This is a genomic window from Streptomyces sp. NPDC002870 (assembly GCF_042888505.1).
Classification (GTDB): Bacteria; Actinomycetota; Actinomycetes; order Streptomycetales; family Streptomycetaceae; genus Streptomyces.
In genome coordinates this window covers 265,590-285,915 of record NZ_JBIAPW010000008.1, presented here as the reverse complement: position 1 = coordinate 285,915, position 20,326 = coordinate 265,590, and the positions used below count along the sequence as shown (strand labels likewise).

14 protein-coding genes and 1 riboswitch are annotated in these 20,326 nt (G+C 70.3%); of the genes, 5 read left to right on the top strand and 9 right to left on the bottom strand.

From position 1 onward, the window contains the following. Positions 1-558: 558 nt before the first annotated feature. Entirely contained in the window at positions 559-1,530 is a 972-nt protein-coding gene (locus ACFYWY_RS13415; protein WP_389184425.1) for a mannose-binding protein, read from the top strand. 138 nt (positions 1,531-1,668) lie between these two features. On the opposite strand, the gene ACFYWY_RS13410 is transcribed toward ACFYWY_RS13415, so the two are convergent. Both ACFYWY_RS13410 and ACFYWY_RS13405 read right to left on the bottom strand, forming a co-directional pair. After that, positions 1,669-4,065 (bottom strand): glycoside hydrolase family 65 protein, encoded by a 2,397-nt coding sequence (locus ACFYWY_RS13410; RefSeq protein ID WP_389184422.1) that lies wholly within the window; start codon positions 4,063-4,065, stop codon positions 1,669-1,671. After that, positions 4,062-4,805: an HAD family hydrolase gene (locus tag ACFYWY_RS13405; RefSeq protein ID WP_389184420.1), complete on the bottom strand. Its 744-nt coding sequence runs from the start codon at positions 4,803-4,805 to the stop codon at positions 4,062-4,064. The genes ACFYWY_RS13410 and ACFYWY_RS13405 overlap by 4 nt, the downstream gene beginning before the upstream one ends. Before the next feature lie 214 nt (positions 4,806-5,019). On the opposite strand from ACFYWY_RS13405, the gene ACFYWY_RS13400 reads away from it, so the two are divergent. Then, positions 5,020-5,598, top strand: coding sequence for an IS607 family transposase (locus tag ACFYWY_RS13400; protein ID WP_389184417.1), 579 nt, complete (start codon positions 5,020-5,022; stop codon positions 5,596-5,598). A 61-nt stretch (positions 5,599-5,659) separates the two neighbouring features. Next, complete coding sequence (locus ACFYWY_RS13395) at positions 5,660-7,240, top strand: IS200/IS605 family accessory protein TnpB-related protein (protein ID WP_389184414.1); 1,581 nt, start codon at positions 5,660-5,662, stop codon at positions 7,238-7,240. 19 nt (positions 7,241-7,259) lie between these two features. Here ACFYWY_RS13395 and zwf read toward each other — a convergent pair whose 3' ends face one another. From zwf to ACFYWY_RS13360, 7 genes are all read right to left on the bottom strand, one after another. Then, positions 7,260-8,717 carry a glucose-6-phosphate dehydrogenase gene (gene zwf, locus ACFYWY_RS13390; RefSeq protein ID WP_389184412.1) on the bottom strand — a complete coding sequence of 486 codons (1,458 nt, stop codon included), beginning with the start codon at positions 8,715-8,717 and terminating at the stop codon, positions 7,260-7,262. A 3-nt stretch (positions 8,718-8,720) separates the two neighbouring features. Further along, a complete protein-coding gene (gnd, locus tag ACFYWY_RS13385; protein ID WP_389184409.1) occupies positions 8,721-9,752 on the bottom strand; it encodes a phosphogluconate dehydrogenase (NAD(+)-dependent, decarboxylating) in 1,032 nt (343 codons plus the stop codon). A gap of 78 nt (positions 9,753-9,830) precedes the next feature. Continuing rightward, the gene (tkt, locus tag ACFYWY_RS13380) at positions 9,831-11,894 is read right to left on the bottom strand and encodes a transketolase (RefSeq protein WP_389184406.1); all 2,064 of its coding nucleotides are present in this window, start codon (positions 11,892-11,894) and stop codon (positions 9,831-9,833) included. A gap of 366 nt (positions 11,895-12,260) precedes the next feature. Continuing rightward, complete coding sequence (locus ACFYWY_RS13375) at positions 12,261-13,601, bottom strand: diacylglycerol/lipid kinase family protein (RefSeq protein WP_389184403.1); 1,341 nt, start codon at positions 13,599-13,601, stop codon at positions 12,261-12,263. 226 nt (positions 13,602-13,827) lie between these two features. Beyond that, positions 13,828-14,847, bottom strand: a complete 1,020-nt coding sequence (locus tag ACFYWY_RS13370; protein WP_389184400.1) for an ABC transporter substrate-binding protein — start codon at positions 14,845-14,847, stop codon at positions 13,828-13,830. Positions 14,848-14,856: 9 nt separating this feature from the next. After that, positions 14,857-15,642: an ABC transporter ATP-binding protein gene (locus ACFYWY_RS13365; protein WP_389184397.1), complete on the bottom strand. Its 786-nt coding sequence runs from the start codon at positions 15,640-15,642 to the stop codon at positions 14,857-14,859. After that, positions 15,642-16,670: a FecCD family ABC transporter permease gene (locus ACFYWY_RS13360; RefSeq protein ID WP_389184394.1), complete on the bottom strand. Its 1,029-nt coding sequence runs from the start codon at positions 16,668-16,670 to the stop codon at positions 15,642-15,644. The genes ACFYWY_RS13365 and ACFYWY_RS13360 overlap by 1 nt, the downstream gene beginning before the upstream one ends. Positions 16,671-16,870: 200 nt before the next feature. Continuing rightward, positions 16,871-16,963, bottom strand: a riboswitch (cobalamin riboswitch). Between the two features lie 345 nt (positions 16,964-17,308). Here ACFYWY_RS13360 and ACFYWY_RS13355 point away from each other — a divergent pair. Together ACFYWY_RS13355 and ACFYWY_RS13350 are read left to right on the top strand one after the other, a co-directional pair. Next, the gene (locus ACFYWY_RS13355; protein WP_389184391.1) at positions 17,309-18,643 is read left to right on the top strand and encodes an MFS transporter; all 1,335 of its coding nucleotides are present in this window, start codon (positions 17,309-17,311) and stop codon (positions 18,641-18,643) included. A gap of 129 nt (positions 18,644-18,772) precedes the next feature. Then, complete coding sequence (locus ACFYWY_RS13350) at positions 18,773-20,107, top strand: non-ribosomal peptide synthetase (protein WP_389184388.1); 1,335 nt, start codon at positions 18,773-18,775, stop codon at positions 20,105-20,107. Positions 20,108-20,326: the final 219 nt, after the last annotated feature.

Sequence of the window (20,326 nt, the reverse complement as noted above, 5' to 3'; positions counted from 1 at the left end):
TCACCTGAACTCTTCGGTCCGTACGAATTCTTGGGTGCCGCGCGCCATGCGCGCACCTCGACGTTGATCAGATCGGGGAGCCAACAGGATGCCACACGCGCCCCGCCCGTGGGCGACCGGGTCATGTCCGTATCAGGGGCCCGCGTGCCCGTTTGCTGCCCGGGTGGTGAACTTTTGGGACCAGTGAGGCGTGGGTGGACAAAAGCCGGGGGGCGGTTGGGGCTGGGGGTGCTGCTGTCGCCCCTGTGACGGGCTAAGTTGGGTGTGCCATCGGACCCGTCGACGTACACATGCCTTCCGCCCGGACGTCCAAGCCAGGGCTGTACGGGAGGACTTCGCGGCTCGGAAAGGTTCGCAGCCCGGAAAGGCTCGGACCGGGTCCGCGGCCGCCGCCGTGGAGGGTCACGCGGAACTCGACGACCAGGACCGAGAGCCGAACCGGCTCACTCGACGCGGCACTTGCCCAAGCCCGCCGCGCCGACCGCCGTTCGTCCGGCCCGGCCGCTGTGCGGGCCCGTGCCCACCACCGACAGCTCCGCCACCGAGGAGGAGTACCGCATGTCCCCCCAGCACCACACCCCCGGCGCGAACGCGGAGGCGGCCGCCGCCCGCGCAGAGGAGGCCGGGTCGCCACCCCCGTCCTCGGCACCGGACGAGCAGGCCCCGAGCCCCGCCGCGGCCCCCAAGGCGGAGTCAGGCACTGCCCCGAGCGGGGAGACCGCTGCCGTGACCGCCACCGCCGCCGCCCCGCCCCCGGCCGCCGCCAAGCCCGCCGAGGAGCCCGAGGAGGGCGTCGCCGTGGCGGCGGCCGTCGGAACGGCACCGCCGGACGTCAACGCCGACACCGGTACCGACACAGGACGCCCCCGCAAGCCGATCCTGGCGGGGGCCGCGATCGCCGGCGCCGTCCTGGTCGCCATACCCCTGCTGCTGGCGGGGAGCGCGAACGACGAGCGACCCGACTCCGCCAAGGGGCTGGCCGCGGACTCCGACACCGTCCTGAACGCGAGCTCCGCCCCCGCCGTGCTCGACGACTACGTGGCCGAGAAGCCCAGTTCGTCCCCGGGCAAGGCGAAGCCCAAGAAGAGCGAGGCTCCGAAAGTCGCCGTCGTCCAGCCTGCCGCGCCCTCGCCGAGCCCCAAGGCGAGCAGCTCGCCCGAGAAGAAGGCCGAGGCGAAGCCCAAGCCAAAGTCGACCCCGAAGCCGAACTGGGGCACCAAGACCGTCTACGCGACCAGTGTCCTGCAGGTCGGACAGGCCTGGTCCACCAACCGCATCCGCATGGTCATGCAGAGCGACGGCAACCTCGTCGTCTACAACGAGAAGGGCAAGCCCATCTGGGCGGCCATGACGTTCGGCGCCAACCACCGGGCAATCTTCCAGCAGGACGGCAACCTCGTCATCCACAACGCCGACGACCGCCCCATCTGGGCCTCCAAGAGCCACGGCCACGAGAACGCCCAGCTGGCCCTGCGGGCGGACGGCAAGGTCGTCATTCTTCACAACGGCGGAGTCATCTGGTCCACCTGACGCCGCGGCGGGTCGGAAAGGCCCCCCCGGACTGTCGGACCTCGCCGCTATGTGACGGGCCGTGATCGCACAACGGCGCCACGGCCCGTCACGCTGCCCATTCCGCCGCTCGCCGCGCGGACCTCAGCGGCTGACAGGTCAGCCGACCGCCTCCCCGCCGGTCATCGCCGCGGCGCCCATGCGGTCGGCAGGGCGACGGCCCCTGGGCTGCAGCGGTTCCGGTTTTACGGGCACCGGCGTCAGGGGACGCTCCACGGGCCGGGACACCGTGACGGTGAACGGCTCGCCGTGGTGCAGGACCTTCAGCGGGTCCCCCTCCACCAGGGTGTAGACGGCTGCGGAGCTGCGGATGTCCACACGCAGCCTGCGCCCCCGCACCAGCACGGTGAACCGAAGGCCGGAGAGATGCTCGGGCAGCCGCGGGGCGAACCCCAGACCGCCCGCACCGCCCTCCCCGTCGCACTGGCGCATTCCTCCAAGCCCGAGCACCAGCGCCATCCAGGTGCCCGCAAGGGAGGCGATGTGCAGGCCGTCGCGGGTGTTGTGCTCCAGGTTCTCCAGGTCCATCAGGGCCGCCTCGCCCAGATAGGCATAGGCCAGCCGGAGGTGTCCCGTCTCGGCGGCCATGACGGCCTGGCAGCACGCCGACAGCGAGGAGTCCCGTACGGTCAGCTGCTCGTAGTAGGCGAAGTTGCGGGCCTTCTCCTCGGTGGTGAAGGCGTCGCCGCAGGTCAGCATGGCGAGGACCAGGTCCGCCTGTTTTACGACCTGTTTGCGGTAGAGGTCGAAGTACGGGAAATGCAGCATCAGCGGGTACTGCTGCGGGGAGGTGTGGTCGAAGTCCCACCGCTGGAAGCCCGTGAACCCGGCCGACTGCTCGTGCACACCGAGCGTCTCGTTGTACGGCACGGCGATCCGGGCGGCGGCGTCCCGCCATGCGGCGGTCTCCTCGTCGTCGACCCCCAGTTCCTCCGCGTGTTCCACGTGGCGCACCGCCGCCTCCGCGGCAGCCACCAGATTCCGGCGCGCCATCAGGTTGGTGTAGAGGTTGTCGCGAGCGATGGCGCTGTACTCGTCGGGGCCCGTGACGCCGTCGATATGGAAGACGCCCTCCGCGTCGTGGTGGCCGAGCGAGTGCCAGAGCCGCGCGGTGTGCACCAGCAGTTCCAGTCCCGGCCCCCGCTCGAACGCCTCGTCGCCGGTGGCGGTCACGTACCGCAGCACGGCGTCGGCGATATCGGCGTTGACATGAAACGCGGCCGTGCCCGCCGGCCAGTACGCCGAGCATTCCGCGCCGGTGATGGTCCGCCACGGGAACGCCGCTCCGGCCAGCCCGAGCTGATGGGCGCGGTCCCGGGCCGCGGGCAGGGTCGTGTGCCGCCAGCGCAGGACCGAAGCGACGGACTGGGGGGCCGTGTAGGTGAGCACCGGGAGGACGAAGGACTCCACGTCCCAGAACGAGTGCCCGTCGTAGCCCGTCCCCGTCAGCCCCTTGGCGGGGATCGCCCGTTCCTCGCCGCGGGCCGCGGCCTGCAGCACATGGAACAGCCCGAAGCGCACGGCCTGCTGGATCTCCGCGTCCCCGTCCACCTCGACGTCCGCGCCGGACCAGAAGTCGTCCAGATAGGCCCGCTGCTCGGCGAGCAGCCCGTCCCAGCCGGTGCTGCGGGCGGCGGCGACCGCGCCGTCGACCTGGTCGTGGACGGCGGGCAGCGACCTCTCCGCGGACCACCCGTACGCCACGAACTTCACCAGCCGCAGCCGCTCGCCGGGCGCCAGGGCGGCGGTGACCGTGAGTCTGCTGACGTCGGGCTCGCTCTCGGCCGACCAGGCCGTCCCCTCGGGGCCCTCGACGATGTGCTCGGCCGCGGCCGCCACCCGCTGGCCGCTCTTCCTGGTGCGGTGCACCAGGCGCAGCCGCGTGCCCTGGGCGAAGTCCTCCTCCGCCTCGAGCGGGGACTCGACCGCGGCCGCGACCCGCGGATCGCCGGTGTCGTGCGGCATCTGCTCGTTGGCGACCAGCTCGGACTGAACGGCCACGGTGGCCCCAGCGTCCAGCGGCTCCACCTCGTACGCAATCGCCGCGATGGCGCGCTGGGTGAACGACACCAGCCGGTACGAGGTGATGCGGACGGCGCGGCCGCCCGGGGAGGTCCACTCCGCGGTGCGGCGGAGGACTCCTGTGCGGAAGTCCAGTACCCGCTCGTGTGCCGTCAGTTCGCCATACCGCAGGTCGTAGGGGTGGTCGTCCACCAGCAGCCGGATGATCTTCCCGTCGGTGACGTTGATCATCGTCTGACCGGACTCCGGATAGCCGTAGCCGGCCTCGGCGTACGGCAGCGGATGCAGTTCGTGGACACCGTTGAGATAGGCGCCGGGCAGCCCGTGCGGTTCGCCCTCGTCGAGATTGCCGCGCCATCCGATGTGGCCGTTGGCAAGCGCGAACACGGACTCGCTCTGGGCGAGGACGTCGAGGTTCAGCTCGGTCTCGCGCAGGCACCACGGTTCGACCGCATAGCTGGGATGGGTGATCATCGTGACTCCAGCAGTTCGGCGAGATCGTTCACCACGATGTCCGCGCCGTGACGCCGGAGCTCCGCGGCCTGCCCAGTCCTGTCGATGCCCACGACAAGCCCGAACCCCCCTGCCCGGCCGGCCTCCACGCCCGCCAGCGCGTCCTCGAAGACGGCCGCTACACCCGGTTCGGCGCCCAGGGCACGGGCGGCGGCCAGATAGGTGTCCGGTTGCGGCTTGCCCCGCAAACGCTGCTCCCTGGCGACGACCCCGTCGATGCGCTCCTCGAAAAGAGCCTCGATGCCCGCCGCGGCCAGCACATCGCGGCAGTTGGCGCTGGAGGAGACCACGGCACGCCGCAGACCCGCGTCCCTGGCGGCGCTCACATACGCCACCGAGCCCTCGTAGGCCTCCACCCCCTCCTCACGGATCTTGCGGAGCACCAGCGCGTTCTTACGGGTGCCCAGGCCGTTCACCGTCTCTCTGTCCGGCCCCTCGTCGGGCGCACCCTCGGGCAGCCGGATCCCCCGCGAGGCGAGGAAGGTGCGCACCCCGTCCTCGCGCGGCCGGCCGTCCACGTACTCGTCGTAGTCGTGCACGGCGTCGAACGGCTCGAAGGGAACGCCCTCACGTTCGGCGCGCCGGCGAAGGTAGTCGTCGAACATCTCCTTCCATGCCGCCGCGTGCACCTTCGCGGTGCGCGTGAGGACGCCGTCGAGGTCGAACAGGCAAGTGCGTACGTGATCCGGAAGCCCCAGCATGCCGTCGAGGCTAGAAGGGTGAGGCGGTCGCCGGGGGCGGCAGATGCCGCCCGCCGCGCCACGCGTAGCCCGTGGGGATGATGTGGCGGTGTCATCCGGAGCAGCCGCGGGCACGGCCGGGCACCGGGCCCGGCCGCACGGGGTCGGGAACTGCTCGGAGTTGAGTCAACTCTAGTGTGCGTTAATGCCTCTGAGTGAGTGTTATAGTCGCTCGATGAACCTCAAGGAATGGGCGATAGCGAACGGTGTGCACCCGCATACGGCGTATCGCTGGTTCCGTGAGGGCACGCTTCCGGTCCCTGCTGAGCGGGTCGGGCCGCGCACGATTCTGGTGAACGTCGAGGCGAACTCGTCACCGACTGCGACAGGCGGCGTGGGCCTGTATGCCCGAGTCTCGTCCCACGACCAGAAAGCCGATCTGGAGCGCCAGACGGCCCGGCTGTCGGAGTGGGCAGCGAAGGCCGGGCACCGGGTGGTGCGGATCGAGTCCGAGATCGCCTCCGGGATGAACGGCGGCCGGACCAAGGCCAGGCGACTACTCGCCGATCCGGCGGTGATCACGGTGGTCGTGGAGCACAAGGACCGCCTCGGCCGGATGAACGTGGAACTCGTTGAGGCCGCGCTGTCCGCGACCGGCCGTCGCCTGGTGGTGCTGGACGAAGGCGAAGTCGATGACGACCTGGTACAGGACATCGTGGATGTGCTGACCTCGTTCTGTGCCGGTCTGTACGGTCGTCGCTCTGCGAAGGACCGTGCCCGTAAGGCTCTTGAGGCGGCGGCTGCAGGTGACTGATCCGAGGAGAAAGCAGCTCCGCTCCATCGACGCGCCGTTCGTTGCCCCGGGTCCATCTGGCGTGGCGGCACGCGACCGCCTCAAAAACCTCACGGCCAAGGACGAGAAGGTTCTTCGTGCCATGGGTGAGCACCTGGGACGCCTGGCCTCCCGAGACCTCAAACAGCGGTGCACGGACGGCCTGGAACACTCCACGGACACCTGGGCGACCCGCAAGCGGGACCTGACCGAAGAGTCTTCCTCTCGCTGGGCCGGGTCGATCACGAAGGCCACGCACGATCAGTGGGCGCTCTCCCGCCGCTGCCAGCTCGCCCACATCCAGGGCCTTGAGGCCGGTGTTCGAACGCTGGTGCACCGCCTGTCCCAGCCCATCGGCGAGAAGGGCACAAAGCGGGCACCGGGCGGATACCGGTCCGAGCACGAGTGGTTCCACAAGTCCCGCCGCCTGCACACACTCACCGCACGGCTGGAGCAGGAGGGGGCCGACCGCGAGGCCGGGATCGTGCATGTAGTGCGCGGAGGGAAGCGGCTCGCACGCAACCGGCACAATCTCGCTGCGGCACAGCTCACCGAGGAGCAGTGGCGACAACGCTGGGGGGCGGAGCGGTGGTCCCTGGCCGCTGACGGCGAATCGGGGAAGCGGTTCGGGAACGAGACGATCCGTGTCACCCCGGACGGCGAGGTGTCCATCAAACTCCCGGCACCGCTCGCGCATCTGGCGAACACCAAGCACGGCCGCTACGTCCTCGCCGCCACCGTGACCTTCGCCCACCGAGGCGAGGAATGGCGCGACCGCATCGAGGTGAACCGGGCGGTTGCCTACCGTATCCACTACGACGTGCAGCGCGGGCGCTGGTACCTGACCGCCTCCTGGCAACGCCCCGTCGTCACGACCATCCCGCTGGAGACAGCCCGCGCCCAGGGCATGATCGGCGTGGACACGAACGCTGACCACTTCGCCGCCTACCAGCTCGACGCGCACGGCAACCCGGTCGGCGACCCGCACCGCTTTCATTACGACCTGTCGGGCACCGCGAACCATCGGGATGCACAGATCCGGCACGCCATTACCCAACTCCTGCACTGGGCCAAACGATCCGGCGTCATCGCGATCGGCATTGAGGACCTGGACTTCACCGCCGAGAAGACCCGCGAGAAGCACGGCCGCAGGAAGCGGTTCCGGCAGCTCATCTCCGGCATCCCCACCGGCAGACTCAAGGCACGGCTCGTTTCGATGGCCGCCGAGACGGACCTGATCATCGTGGCCGTCGATCCGGCCTACACCTCCCAGTGGGGCGCGCAGCACTGGCAAAAACCCATGACAGCGCCTCACCGCACCACCACCCGACACGATGCGGCAAGCATCGCGATCGGACGACGCGCCCTCGGGCACCCGATCCGGCGACGGACGGCACCGCCCCTGTATCACCAGAGCGATGACGCAGGGCATCGGACCGTCCAGGCCGATCGCGGTACCCGAGGACGTAAGGAAACCCGCCGCCCCGTCACGGAGCGTGCACACGATGCACCTGGCCGGACAGGGACTACTCAAAGAACGCGGGCGACCAGCGCACCCAAAACCGTTCGGGATGCGCGCAGTGCCGGGACGTGGGTCCAAGACCCACTCCTGCTCACTGATTAGGAACGGTCACTCGCGGGTGTCAGTGAGCGTCCGGCAGGCTCCACCGGTAGGGCGCGATCAGCCGGTCGACCGACTCGGGGCCCCAGGAGCCCGGTGCGTAGGGCTCGACCGGCGGCGGGTTCTGAAGCAGCGGGGCGGATGCCTCCCAGAGCCGCTCGATCCCGTCGGAGCGGGTGAACAGGGACTGGTCCCCGAGCATCGCGTCCAGGATGAGGCGCTCGTATCCCTCCAGCGCGTACATCGAGTCGACGGAGTCCGCGTAGTTGAAGACCATCTCGGCCTCGCTCAGGCGCATGGCGGGTCCTGGCTCCTTCACCAGGAAACGGGCGGCGATCCGGCCAGGGTCATCGAAATCGATCACAAGTTCATTGTTCCGGGATTCCGTGCCGCTCTGCGCGGCCAGAGGGAACATGCGAAGCGCTGGTTCCCGGAAGCCGAGCGTCACGAGGTGCCGCCCCTGACCGAGCGCCTTTCCCGAGCGCAGGTAGAAGGGCACGCCGGCCCACCGCCAGTTGTCGAGTTCGACGCGCAGTGCGACGAAGGTCTCGGTGTCCGACCGGGGGTCAACGCCCGGCTCGTCGCGATAGCCCTCGTACTGGCCGCGGACGACCTGTGCCGGATCCAGCGGCCGCATGCTCTCGAAGACCTTCTCCTTCTCGTCCCGCAGGGGCTTCGCCGCAAGGGCGGTCGGGGGTTCCATCGCCACGAACCCCATGAGCTGGAAGAGGTGAGTGACGATCATGTCCCGGAAGGTGCCGGTCCCTTCGAAGAACTGTGCGCGGCCCTCGATGCCGATCTTCTCGGGCACGTCGATCTGCACATGGCTGATGTGGTCGCGGTTCCACACGGGCTCGAGGAGGCCGTTGGCGAAGCGGAGGGCGAGGATGTTGTCGACGGACTCCTTGCCGAGGAAGTGGTCGATGCGGAAGACGCGGGACTCGTCGAAGACCGCGTGGATCGTCGCGTTGAGGGCATGGGCCGAGGGGAGGTCCGTGCCGAAGGGTTTCTCCACGATGACACGGGCGTTGTCGGCGAGGCCCGTCGTGCCGAGCAGCTCCACGACGGAGCCGAAGGCCTTGGGCGGCACGGCGAGGTGGAACAGGCGGCGGGGGTTGCCGCCGACGGCCCGCTCGGCCTCCCGTACGGCCTCCAGGAGCGGCTCGGGGGCGTCGGGGTCGGCCGCGCCGAAGGACAGCGCGTCCTCGAACTCCTGCCACGCCTTGCCCTCGGGCTTCGACCTACCGAACTCGGTGACCGACTCCCGTGCCTGCTTGCGGAATTCGTCGTCGCTGAGCGCGACCTGGGAGGGGGCCGAGCCGATGACACGGAAGCGGGGCGGCATCAGCCCCGCCTTGGCCAGGTGGAAAAGCCCCGGCAGGAGCTTGCGCCTGGCCAGGTCGCCGGTCGCGCCGAAGAGCACGATGACATGGTCCTCCGGGACCGGGGGACGGCTTTCCGGCTGGGAAGGGCCGGCCACGGTTCACCCCGCCTTCTCGGCGTGACCGCCGAACTCGCCGCGCATCGCGGACAGCACCTTGTCGGTGAACTCGCCCAGCCCGCGCGATTCGTACCGCTGCGTCAGCGCAGAGATGATGACCGGGGCGGGCACGCTCTCGTCGACCGCCGCCAGGACCGTCCAGCGGCCCTCCCCCGAGTCCGAGACGCGGCCGGTGAACGTGTCGAGCTCGGGCGAGCGCGCCAGCGCGTCGGCGGCCAGGTCGACAAGCCATGAACTGACGACCGAGCCTCGGCGCCACACCTCGGCGACCTCGGCGACGTCGATCTCGTACTGGTAGGCCTCCGGCTCGCGCAGCGGGGCGGTCTCGGCGTTGACGGCCCTGCGGCGCAGGCCCGCGTCCGCGTGCTTGATGATGCTGAGCCCCTCGGCGACGGCGGCCATCATCCCGTACTCGACTCCGTTGTGCACCATCTTCACGAAGTGGCCCGCGCCGCTCGGGCCGCAGTGCAGATAGCCCTCGGGCGCGGTCCCGTCGGCGCGGGTCCTGCCCGGGGTGGGCTCGACGCCCCCGGCGCCGGGGGCGATGGTGCGGAAGATCGGGTTCAGCCGTGCCACCACGTCGTCCTCGCCGCCGATCATCAGGCAGTAGCCCCTTTCGAGACCCCAGACGCCGCCCGAGGTCCCGCAGTCGACGTAGTGGATTCCGCGGGGAGCGAGCTGCTTCGCCCGGGCGATGTCGTCCCGGTAGTACGAGTTGCCGCCGTCGACGACGGTGTCATCGGGGTCCAGCAGCGCGGCCAGCTGGTCCAGTGTCGCCTGCACCACCCCGGCGGGAAGCATCAGCCAGACGTTCCTGGGCACTTCCAGCTTGTCCACGAAGTCATGGAGCGAGGTGGCGGCCGTCGCCCCCTCCTTCTCCAGCTCCTGCAGGGCCTCCCGGTCGAGGTCGTAGACGACGCATCGGTGGCCGTCACGCATCAGCCGGCGCACGAGATTGGCACCCATCCGGCCGAGCCCGATCATGCCGAGCTGCATGGGTGTGTCAGTGGTCATGTCCGGCTTCCCCGTTCTTCAGAGCGTCGGTAATGACGTATGTGGGCGTTGGCGGACGGCTCGTGGCCGAGGTCCGGCTCATTCCCTCGCCTCCCGCCGGGACTCCACCAGCTCCCGTGCGACCTCGGCCACCCGCTGCGGGGTGAACCCGAACTTCGTGAGCAGTTGTTTCAGGGGCGCCGAGGCACCGTAGGTGTGCATGCCGACGAGAGCGCCCCCGTCTCCCACGTAGCGGTCCCAGCCGAACGTCGATGCCTGCTCGATGCCGACCCGCGCGGTCACCGTCGGCGGCAGGACCTGGTCGCGGTACTCCCGCGGCTGACGGTCGAACAGCTCCCAGCACGGCATGCTGACCACCCGGGCCCCGATGCCGTCGGCTGCGAGTTCGTCCCGGGCGGCCAGCGCCAGGGACACTTCGGATCCGGTGGCGAGCAGGATCACCTGTGGCTCGCCGGAGGGCGGGTCCGCCAGCACATAGGCACCGTGTGCGACACCCGAGGCGGCGGCCAGCCGCGTTCGGTCGAGCGTGGGCAGCGCCTGGCGGGAGAGGACCAGTGCCGCCGGCTCGTGGCGCAGGCCGGCGACCAGCCGCCAGGTCTCGACGACTTCGCCCGCGTCGCCGGGGCGGAACACCAGCAGTCCCGGCATCGCCCGCAGGCCCGCAAGCTGTTCGACCGGCTGGTGGGTGGGTCCGTCCTCGCCGACGCCGATGGAGTCGTGCGTGAAGATGTGAACGACCGGAATCTCCATCAGCGCGGACAGCCGGATGGCCGCCTTGGCGTAGTCGGAGAAGATGAGGAATCCCGACCAGTACGGCCGCAGCTTGGTCAGGGCCATACCGTTGGCCACGGCCGCTGCGGCGTGCTCCCGGATGCCGAGGTGGAGGTTGCGCCCGGACGGGCTCTGCGGCTGCATGTCTCCCGCGCCGTCGAAGGTGAGATGGGTCTTGGTCGACGGTGCGAGGTCGGCGGAGCCGCCGAGGAGCCAGGGAATGCTCTGCGCGAGGGCGTTGAGCACCTGGGCCGAGGAGTCCCTGGTGGCCAGACCCTTGGGGTCGGCGGGGAAGTCGGGGAGCTTGCTGTCCCATCCGTCCGGGAGTTCACGGCGCTGCATGCGCTCCAGCTCGTCGGCGAGTTCGGGCCAGGCGGCGCGGTATGCGTCGAACCGTTTCTCCCAGGCGGTGCGCAGTTGTGCACCACGCGCACCGATGCCCTGACCGAACCAGTCACGGACCTCCTCGGGAATCCAGAACTGCTCGTTCTCGGGTATGCCGAGGAAGCTCTTGGTCGCCCGGACGCCGTCCGGTCCGAACGGTGCTCCGTGGGCCTTCGGTGAGTCCTCGGCGGGTGAGCCGTAGCCGATGTGGCTGTGAACCAGGACCAGGGTGGGGCGCTCGGTCTCGGCCAGGAAGGTGTGGAAGGCGCGAGCGACGGCGTCGAGGTCGTTGGCATCGGCGACGGTGGCCACGTTCCAGCCGTACGCGAGGAACCGGGCGGCGACGTCCTCGGTGAAGGTGATGCTGGTGTGGCCCTCGATGGTGACCCGGTTCGAGTCGTAGATCCAGCACAGGTTGGACAGCCGTTGATGCCCTGCGAGCGAGGCGGCCTCCGAGGCGACGCCCTCCATCATGCAGCCGTCCCCGGCGAGCGCGTACACGTCGAAGTCGAAGAGGGGGAAGTCCTCCCGGTTGTACCGCGCGGCGAGCCACCTGCCGGCCATCGCCATCCCGACGGAGTCCGCCACCCCCTGGCCGAGCGGCCCGGTCGTGGCCTCGACACCACTCGTCCAGCGGTACTCGGGGTGACCGGGGCAGCGGGAGCCGAGCTGACGGAACGACTTCAGATCGTCGAGCGTCACCGCCGGCCGTCCCAGCACCTCGTAGTCCGGGTCGACGGCACGGACGCCGCTCAGATGGAGCAGGGACCACAGCAGCGTCGAGGCGTGCCCCTCGGAGAGCACGAAGCGGTCGCGGTTGGGCCAGATCGGGTCCTGGGGATCGAACCGCAGGAACCGCTGCCAGAGGGTGTAGGCAACGGGCGCGATCCCCATGGGCGTGCCCGGGTGGCCTGACTGGGCCTTCTGGACGGCGTCCATGCAGAGACCGCGGACGGTGTTCACCGACAGCGTGTCCAGGTCGGTCATGAGCGTTCCCCCCTCTCGGTGGGCTCAGGTCGGTCCGCCGACCGGTGCGCCTGGCGACGGTGGTCCGGCGCTGGGTGGGCCACGCAGCGTTGGCGATCCTGCTCGGAGGATGCCGGGAGCGCCCGCTGCGATGCCTCACCCGCGACGGGTGAAATGCCGTCACGGGCATCCGCGCAAGAGGGCGCCTGATCAAGAAATTACCCATACACCGGACATGCCGCGATTCAGGGCATCACAGACAGTGAACCGTGCCCTCCGCGAACGGCAGGCACCGGTGGTCCGTGCGCGAACGGCCGGCCCGGTCCCGTACGGACGAGGCCGGAGCCCCCGCCCCGGGCGGCAGGGAGTCGCGCAGGATGCCGTTGATCAGACGGCATCGCGTCCTGCGGCGACCCGCCCCATCGTCAGCGCCAGACGCCGCACCCGGCGCCAGTCCATCGGCGGCGCGACGTGCGGCACGCCGGGCCGGTGCCGGGGCACGCGCACGCGCAGAGCGCCGGACGCGAGACGACAGTGCACCGGAGTGGGCAACGTCAAGGCCTCGCCGTCGACACCGACCGCGATGACGGGAGCGTCGGCGTCGACGACGACCTCTCGGGCGGTGGCCTCGGTCAGCCCGCGGCCCTGCCCGCCACGCAGCAGGAGCTCCGTCGCTTCGGCGGCGTTGCCGACGCCGACACAAAGCACCCCCAGCTCGCCGGAGTCCAGACGCTCTCGGCGCCCCAGTCCCGCCGGGTCGCCCCTCTCATAGGGGTTGTTGCTCACCAGTACGGCCTGGGGACCGTCCATGGTCAGCGAACCGGCACGGACGCTCAGCCGCGCGCCGCTGTGGTGGGTCAGCAGATCCGGCAGCATCTCCAGGATGGTGCGGGCCTTGTCGTCGCGATAGGCGGGACTCTGCACGACTTCTGCGTACACGCCGAGCGAGGCGTTGTTGACGAAGACGCGCTCCGCGCTCCGGTCCGCAGGCTCTCCCGCATGGAGGTAGCCGAGGTCGACGCGCAGTTCGACGCCGTCGGTCAGTGCCTCCAGACACTTGGCGGGATCCTGCCGGTCCAGGCCCAGATCCATGGCGAAGTGGTTGCGGGTGCCGGCGCTGATCACCATGAAGGGAATCTCGTGCTGTGCAGCCACGCCGGCGACCAAGGCCTGCGTACCGTCGCCACCCGCGACGCCGAGCAGGTCGGCTCCACCCTGGACGGCCCGCCGCGCCAGCTCGGCCACATCCTGCCGCCGGGCCGGATCCAGCACGACGACCTCGGCGCCAAGGGCCCTGGCTCGCTCCGCAAGGTGGAACTTCTCGACCTTTCCGCCGCCTGAGAGCGGATTCATGATCAGAAACGGTCGCTCGGCCCGGCTGACGGAGCGCTCCGGCATGCTTGGCGGGGTGTCTTCGACAAGTGCGGACCTGCCTGCGGAGACGGCCAGCGCCCAGAGGCCGAGCGAGACCAGCACGACCCACAGCAGCCCGGCAGCCGCGTACAGAAGCAGGACACCGAGCGGCGCGGCGACCACCAGCAGCCCGGCCAGCACCCTGATCCAGCCGGTGCGGGTGAGGATCCACCACACGCCGGCCGCCGTGAGCGCCAGTCCTGCCCACCCCACCCCCATGAGCACGAGGCTTCCGAGCCCGGCGAAGACCACCAGCACCAGAAGCGCCGCTGCGCCCGCCGCCAGGGCCAGACGCGCGGTCCAGCGCCTGCTCATGGGGCAACCTCCCACCGCTCCACCCGCTGCCGGACAGGAATCTCGAGCACTGCGTTCCGAGTGAGCCGACTTCCCGTGGCCATGAACGCAGGCATCCACTTCAGGCTACGAGTGGTCACCCTGCGCGGCATGTCCACCGTGGACGCCCGATCGGCCGCACCGCTGGGCCGCCCGCCTGCTCGGGCGCTGGATCGGCCCGGTCAGGCACCTCCTCCGCGCATTTGCGTCACCGATTCAGGTTCCGCAAATCTGCGGCGAGCGAGGCGATCGCCGCCGGATTGCGCGGGCTCTCCACCAGCTCCGCGTAGTCGAGGACGACGATGCGGTCATGCTTGATCGCCGAGACGTCCGCGAGCGGTGGGTAGGACTTCAGGAATTTCCTCTTCTGCTCGGCGCTGGTGTCCCCGTAGTCGTTGATCACGATCACTTCGGGGTCCCGCTCGACGACGGTCTCCCAACCGATGGTCGTCCAGCTGTCCTTGAGGTCCTTCATGACGTGGTCGCCGCCCGCCCTGGTGATGATGTCGTGCGGCCCCGCGTACGCACCTGAGGTAAAGGGCCTGTCGCGGCCGTCGTCGTAGAGGAAGACGCGGGGCCGGTCGGCTCCCTTCGGGGCCTTCGCCTGCGCGTCGGTCACCTGCTTCCGGAACTTCGCGATGAGGGCTTCGGCGCGCTCCTCGACGTCGAAGAGCTTTCCCAGATTCCGCAGATCGGCGTAGAGCGCTTCGAGCGGCGGCATCACGCCACGTGCCTTGCCGCGCCCGTTGCGGCAGGACTCGGTCAGCAGATAGGAGTCGATACCGACTCTCTTCAGCTCGGCGGGGGTGAGGCCTTCCCCTTCGTTGAAGCCGTAGTTCCAGCCCGCGAAGACCAAATCCGCGCGGGCGTCGAGGACCAGCTCCTTGTTGATCGTCTTCTTCGACAGCCACTTCGTCTTCTGATAGGCGTCCTTCCACGGGACGGAGTCGAGATCGCCCCTGTCGTCGGGCATCACGTAGCCCGCCATCCGGTCCTCCAGGCCCAGCGCGAACATGATCTCGGTAATGCCGACGTCATTGGTGACTACGCGCTCAGGGGCCGTGTCGTAGGTCCTCTTCTGACCGCAGTTCTCGATGGTCACGGGATAGTGGCCGCCTGCCTTGGCCGGGCCGTCCCCACTGTCGCGGGAGGTGACTTCGGCGCCGCAGCCGGTGAGAGCCAGAGCCGCGGCGAGCGCAAGAGCGACGGGTCGTACGAGAGGGGGCATGGTGGCTCCTTACGAAGCGGGCTGGGTGGGCGGGAGACGGTCGAAGAGAAGTTGCAGCGCCCCGGACTCGGGGTGCGGCACGCGGTGCGCCCGTACGCCGAAGACCTCGGCCAGCAGCTCTGGGGTGAGCACGTCGTACGGAGCGCCGGAGGCGACGATCCGGCCGTGCTCGATGACGTAGAGCAGGTCGCAGTGGACGGCGGCGAGATTGAGGTCGTGGAGCGCGGTGAGCACGGTGAGCTGGCTGCCGCGCACCAGGGAGAGCACCTCCAACTGCTGTGCGATATCGAGGTGGTTGGTGGGCTCGTCGAGTACGAGCACCTGCGGCTGCTGGGCGAGCGCGCGGGCGATCAGGACCCGTTGCTTCTCCCCGCCGGAGAGGGTGAGGAAGCCGCGGTCGGCGAGGTGGTCGGCGCCGACCCGGGCCAGTGCGGCCTCGCACGCCCGCCGGTCCTCGGCGGTGGTCCGGGCCGCCGCGCTCTGGTGCGGCAGCCGTCCCATCGCCACGACCTCGGCGACCGTGAAGTCGAACTCGGCGACCGACTCCTGAGGGAGCGCGGCCAGCCGGCGGGCACCTTCGCGCGCGCTCATCGCGTGCAGGTCCTCCCCGCCGAGCCGGACCGTGCCGGCCGTGGGGCGCAGCGCCCGGTAGACGCAGCGCAGCAGGCTGGACTTGCCACTGCCGTTGGGTCCCACCAGCCCGACGAGCTGCCCGCCGCCAACCCGCAGGGTGACGTCCCGCACCAGCCGCGCGCCCGCGACCTCGACCGTCAGGTCGTTGATGTCGATCCGCATCACGCGCCTCCAAAGGTGTACGAGCGGCGGCTCATCAGCAGGACGAAGCACGGCACGCCGACGACCGCGGTCAGTACGCCCACCGGAAGCTCAGTCGGTGCCATCACGACGCGGGAGAGGATGTCCACCCAGATCATCAGGACTGCGCCCGCCGACGGAGCGACGGCCAGAACCCGGCGGTGGTCGGCACCCACCAGCATGCGTACGGCGTGGGGAACCATCAGCCCGACGAAGCCGATCGCACCGCTGACGGCGACCACGGCCCCGGTAACGGCCGCGCAGACCACGAAGAGCTCCTTGCGCAGCCGCCCCGCGTCCACGCCCAGCGCGGCCGCCGTCTCGTCGCCCATGGCGAGCGCGTTCAGTCGGCGCGCGGACAGCGAGAGATGGACGAGGCCGGCGAGCACGGCACCCGCGGCGATGGGCAGGGAGGCCCAGTTGGCCCCACCGAGGCTGCCGAGCAGCCACATCATCGCGGAGCGGGCCGCCTCACCGCGCTCGGCCGCGAACACCATGAACGTGGTGACGGCCGAGAAGCCGTAATACATCGCGCTGCCCGTGAGGACGAGCCGCATCGGGGTCAGACCGCGGTCGGTGCGGGCGATCGCGTACACCAGCACCATGGAGAGGAGCGCGGCGAGGAAGGCGGCGGTGGACAGCGCCCAGATGCCGAGCGCGCCCAGCGCACCGAAGAGGAGGACGGCGTTGGCGCCGACGGCCGCGCCCGAGGATATGCCGAGGACGAACGGGTCGGCGAGCGCGTTGCGGACCATGGCCTGCACGGCGACGCCGATGGCCGAGAGCCCCGCGCCGATGACTGCGGCCAGCAGGGCCCGTGGGAAGCGCAGTTCCCAGACGATGGTGTACGCCGACACCTCTTCGGGGGCTATCGCTCCCCCCGTCAGCCCCGCCCAGAGATGACGCAGCACCTCGCCCCAGGAGAGTCCGGAAGCCCCGATCCCCACCCCGCAGGCGAGGGAGAGCACCAGCACGGCGCACAGGGCGGCGAGGAGAGGGGGTAGTGGCACGCGTCTTGGCGGCGCGGGCCGGTGCCCGTTCGGGGAGCGTGCGGCGTCGCAGCACTGCTGCGTTCGACGGGTATGGCCACGGGCGGATCGCCTTCGCCTCGGGCCGTGCCACGCGCCAAGGAGCAGCCCGCGGACGCGGTGCGTCCGGCGCAGCACCCTCTCGCAGTCCACGGCGAGTTGTCAGGAGCCTTCACCGCCGCGGGTAATCGGGCTCACGGGGACGCGACCTGCGTACAGGTTCGTCACTCCGCCTACCGTTGCGGGTCAGCGCCGGACTTCGACCGGACTTCCCCCGCGGGGCGTCTGCAGCCTAGCGCGCTCCTGACGGTGCGGCAGACCTCTATGGACGAACCGCCTATAGCGGCTGGAGTCGACACCTCGGACACCGAGGGTGAGTAGGCGACTATTTTCGGTCAGAGGTGCGATTCGTGTCGCCATGTACGAGATCGACCGCGGCCTGCCAGGGCGAGCGCTGTGCGGATCCTCTTGCCGGAAGGCCTCAACGCGTGTCATTCATCCGGAAGTTGCCTCATTCTGGCGGAAGATTTACCGATCTGACGGAGAGAATGCAAGATAAACGACCGAAAGTGTCCTTTGTGTTTTGACTGTTGATCGACCCGGCGGTGAAGGTCTGGCTCATGTCCCCCTCACCCCCTGCCGCATCCAGCGGTCTGCTGCGCATGCGCGACTTCCGTCTCCTGCTCGCCGGAGCTGCGGCCGGTCAAGTCGGCGCCCAGGTCACTCTGGTCGCGCTCCCGCTGGTGGCGGTTCTCGTGCTCAAGGCACCCGCGTTTCAGGTGGGACTGCTCACGGCTGCAGAAACCGCCGCGTTCCTCCTGATAGGGCTGCCTGCGGGCGCCTGGGTCGACCGGATGCGGAAGCTCCCGCTGATGATCCGGGCCGATGCCGTGCGCGCCCTGGCCATGGCGAGCATCCCGCTGGCCGCAGTCGCCGACGTACTGACGATGGCGCAGCTGTACGTCGTCGCTCTGGTCACCGGAGCGGCAACCGTCTTCTTCGACGTGGCCCACCAGAGCTACCTGCCCGAACTGCTGCCCAAGGAGCGGCTGATGGCGGGCAACGGTGCGTTGGAGACGGTCCGCTCATCGGCCCACATCGCCGGCCCGGGGCTCGGCGGCGGACTCGTACAAGTCCTCGGAGCCCATCTTGCGATCGTGGCCGACGCGATCGGCTACGCCGTGTCCGCGCTGTTCCTGCTGGCCATGAAGCGGCCGCCCGAGAGCCGTCCCGAGCCTGTTCCGGGCGCGTCCCTGCGCAAGGACATCGGGGAAGGCCTCCGGTTCGTCCTCGGCCACCCCTTGCTGCGGGTCATCGCCGCAACGACCGGCCTCGGCAACTTCTTCACCGCGATGCTGATGGCCACTCAGACCATCTTCCTGGTACGGGTGATCGGCCTGCAGCCGGTCGCCATCGGTCTGATGCTCTCCGCGTCCGCCGTGGGCGGACTCGTCGGTGCACTGAGCGCCGGCACGCTCGCCGGACGCCTCGGGCAGGCCCGCATCATCTGGCTCTCCGCCCTGACAACCGGTCCGTTCGCACTGTTGTGGCCGCTGTCCGGACCGGGGGCCACCGCCGCGCTGTTCGCCATCGGCTCCGGCGTGGTCTCCTTCGGCGCGGTTGTCTACAACGTCGCCCAGGTCAGCTTCCGTCAGACGCTCTGCCCGCCCCGACTGCTCGGCCGGATGAACGCCACACTGCGCTTCCTTGTGTGGGGCACCCTGCCGCTCGGCGCCGTCGTGGGCGGCGCCGTCGCGGGCGCCTTCGATCCGCGCGTCGCACTCTGGGCCTGCGCGATCGGCTTCCTTGTCGTACCGCTGCCGTTGCTGCTCTCGCCCCTGCGCCGCATGCGCGATCTGCCGGCCGCTCCGGACGACACGCAAGCCCCGGAAGACCGGGAAGACCCGGACACGCGCGACACCGGCGGCCACCCCGAGCCCGTCGCCGTCGGCTGACTCGAAGCCCCCGTTCCAGCTCCGCCTGCCTGCCGGTCATTTCCTGCTGCCGTCCCGCCCGAGCGTCATGGCGCGGCGTCCGACGCGCGGCCATGACATCGACAGAACAGACACGACAGAGAGGACAACGTGCACCTCGGCATCACGGGCCAGTACCTGGCTCGCTACCAGCGCATCGCCGCCGACAACAGGGAAATCGATCTGCTGCCCGTCACCGGAGCCCAGCGGCGCTTCGTCCTGGTGCGTTCCCTGGACCCCGCCGGACGGCCGGACATCGTCCCGATGTTCTTCGCCTTCCCCCGCGGCACCGTGGATCCGGTACGGCTGCGAGCGGCCGCGAACCATCTGGCCGCCCGGCACCCGGTGCTGCGCGCCCACCCGGAGGTGCTCCGCGGCACCCCCGCGCTTCGCCTGGCGGAGCCGGACGTACCGGTGGAACGCATCGTTCGCGCGCCCGGCGAGGACGCGGCCACCAGCGTGCGTCGAGCCCTGGGGGCCTGGACTGCTCAGGGCTCACCGCTGCGGCTCTACCTGGCCGAGGACGGACCGGATGCCGAGGAAGAGGTGCTCGCCGTCGTACTGGACCACACCGCCTGCGACGGCCAGTCGCTGGCACGCATCGTCGAGGAGCTGAGCAGCGCCTACCGCGACGGGATCGGCCCCGGAGAACTCGCGCCCGCCGACGCGGCCGGGGAACTGGCCGCTTACCGGGAAGCGGTCCTGATGCAGCTCGACGCCGAGCAGCGCGCGGGGTCGTCCGCCGCGCTGGAGTACTGGGGCGGGCGGCTGCGCGAGGTGCGCGAACGCGCTCCGCTGCCCGGGCTGCGGGCTCCCGCCCCCGGCGCGCTGCCCACCGGCGCGGCCGAACTGCGGCTGCCCGCTCCGGCCTCCGGCGTACCGTTCCCCTCGCTGCTCGACGCCTGTCGGGCAACGGCCCGCGTCCTGTACGGAGCCGGTCATGTGTCACCGATCGGGTACCCGTGGGGCGGCCGTCCGGCCGCCGCGGCACCGGTGGTCGGCTGCTTCCTCAACACCGTCGTCTTCCCCGCCGGGACCGATGACGCCCCCGACGGCCCGGCCGGCGACGACCCCTTCGGCGAGGAGGCGACGGCCACCGATTGGTGGGGCGACCTCGACCGGGCGGACACCCCCTTCGACGAAGTCGTGCACGCCGCCCGGTCGGCCGGGTCCCCGTGGTCGGGCCGGCTGGACGGTCTGCTGACCGTCGACGACGCCCGTCACCGTTCACCGCTGAGCCTGGGCGGAGTGGCAGGCCGCGAGGTCCACATCGACGGCCGGCACGTGCGCGCCCCGTTCGCCGTGTCCGTCACCCTCGGCCCGGAACTCCACATCCGCATGGTGTGGAACCGACACATGCTCGACGACCACACGGCCGAAGACGGGTTCGGAGCCTTCTGCGCGGCCCTGCCCGCCACGGAGCGAGCCGACGTCACCGTCGGCTGAACGCCGCAGCCGTACACGGAAACGGCACACCGCCGAGCCGTACACGGCCGGCGCACCGCCCACCGCACACCCCTCAAGCCACAGAGCGGCAGAGCCCCAGAGCCGCCCCGAAGCCAACGAGCACAGCACGGCCGGACCGCGCGATCCGCGGGCCCGCCTGCGAACCCCGGGTGGGAGCACAACCGTGCCCCGACCCGCATCCGAAGAACCCCGACCCGA

Excerpts from the sequence above, each read along its gene's own strand:
- ACFYWY_RS13415 (WP_389184425.1), top strand. The coding sequence starts at position 559 with ATGTCCCCCCAGCACCACACCCCCGGCGCGAACGCGGAGGCGGCCGCC.
- ACFYWY_RS13410 (WP_389184422.1), bottom strand. The coding sequence starts at position 4,065 with ATGATCACCCATCCCAGCTATGCGGTCGAACCGTGGTGCCTGCGCGAG.
- ACFYWY_RS13405 (WP_389184420.1), bottom strand. The coding sequence starts at position 4,805 with ATGCTGGGGCTTCCGGATCACGTACGCACTTGCCTGTTCGACCTCGAC.
- ACFYWY_RS13400 (WP_389184417.1), top strand. The coding sequence starts at position 5,020 with ATGAACCTCAAGGAATGGGCGATAGCGAACGGTGTGCACCCGCATACG.
- gnd (WP_389184409.1), bottom strand. The coding sequence starts at position 9,752 with ATGACCACTGACACACCCATGCAGCTCGGCATGATCGGGCTCGGCCGG.
- tkt (WP_389184406.1), bottom strand. The coding sequence starts at position 11,894 with ATGACCGACCTGGACACGCTGTCGGTGAACACCGTCCGCGGTCTCTGC.
- ACFYWY_RS13375 (WP_389184403.1), bottom strand. The coding sequence starts at position 13,601 with ATGAGCAGGCGCTGGACCGCGCGTCTGGCCCTGGCGGCGGGCGCAGCG.
- ACFYWY_RS13370 (WP_389184400.1), bottom strand. The coding sequence starts at position 14,847 with ATGCCCCCTCTCGTACGACCCGTCGCTCTTGCGCTCGCCGCGGCTCTG.
- ACFYWY_RS13365 (WP_389184397.1), bottom strand. The coding sequence starts at position 15,642 with ATGCGGATCGACATCAACGACCTGACGGTCGAGGTCGCGGGCGCGCGG.
- ACFYWY_RS13355 (WP_389184391.1), top strand. The coding sequence starts at position 17,309 with ATGTCCCCCTCACCCCCTGCCGCATCCAGCGGTCTGCTGCGCATGCGC.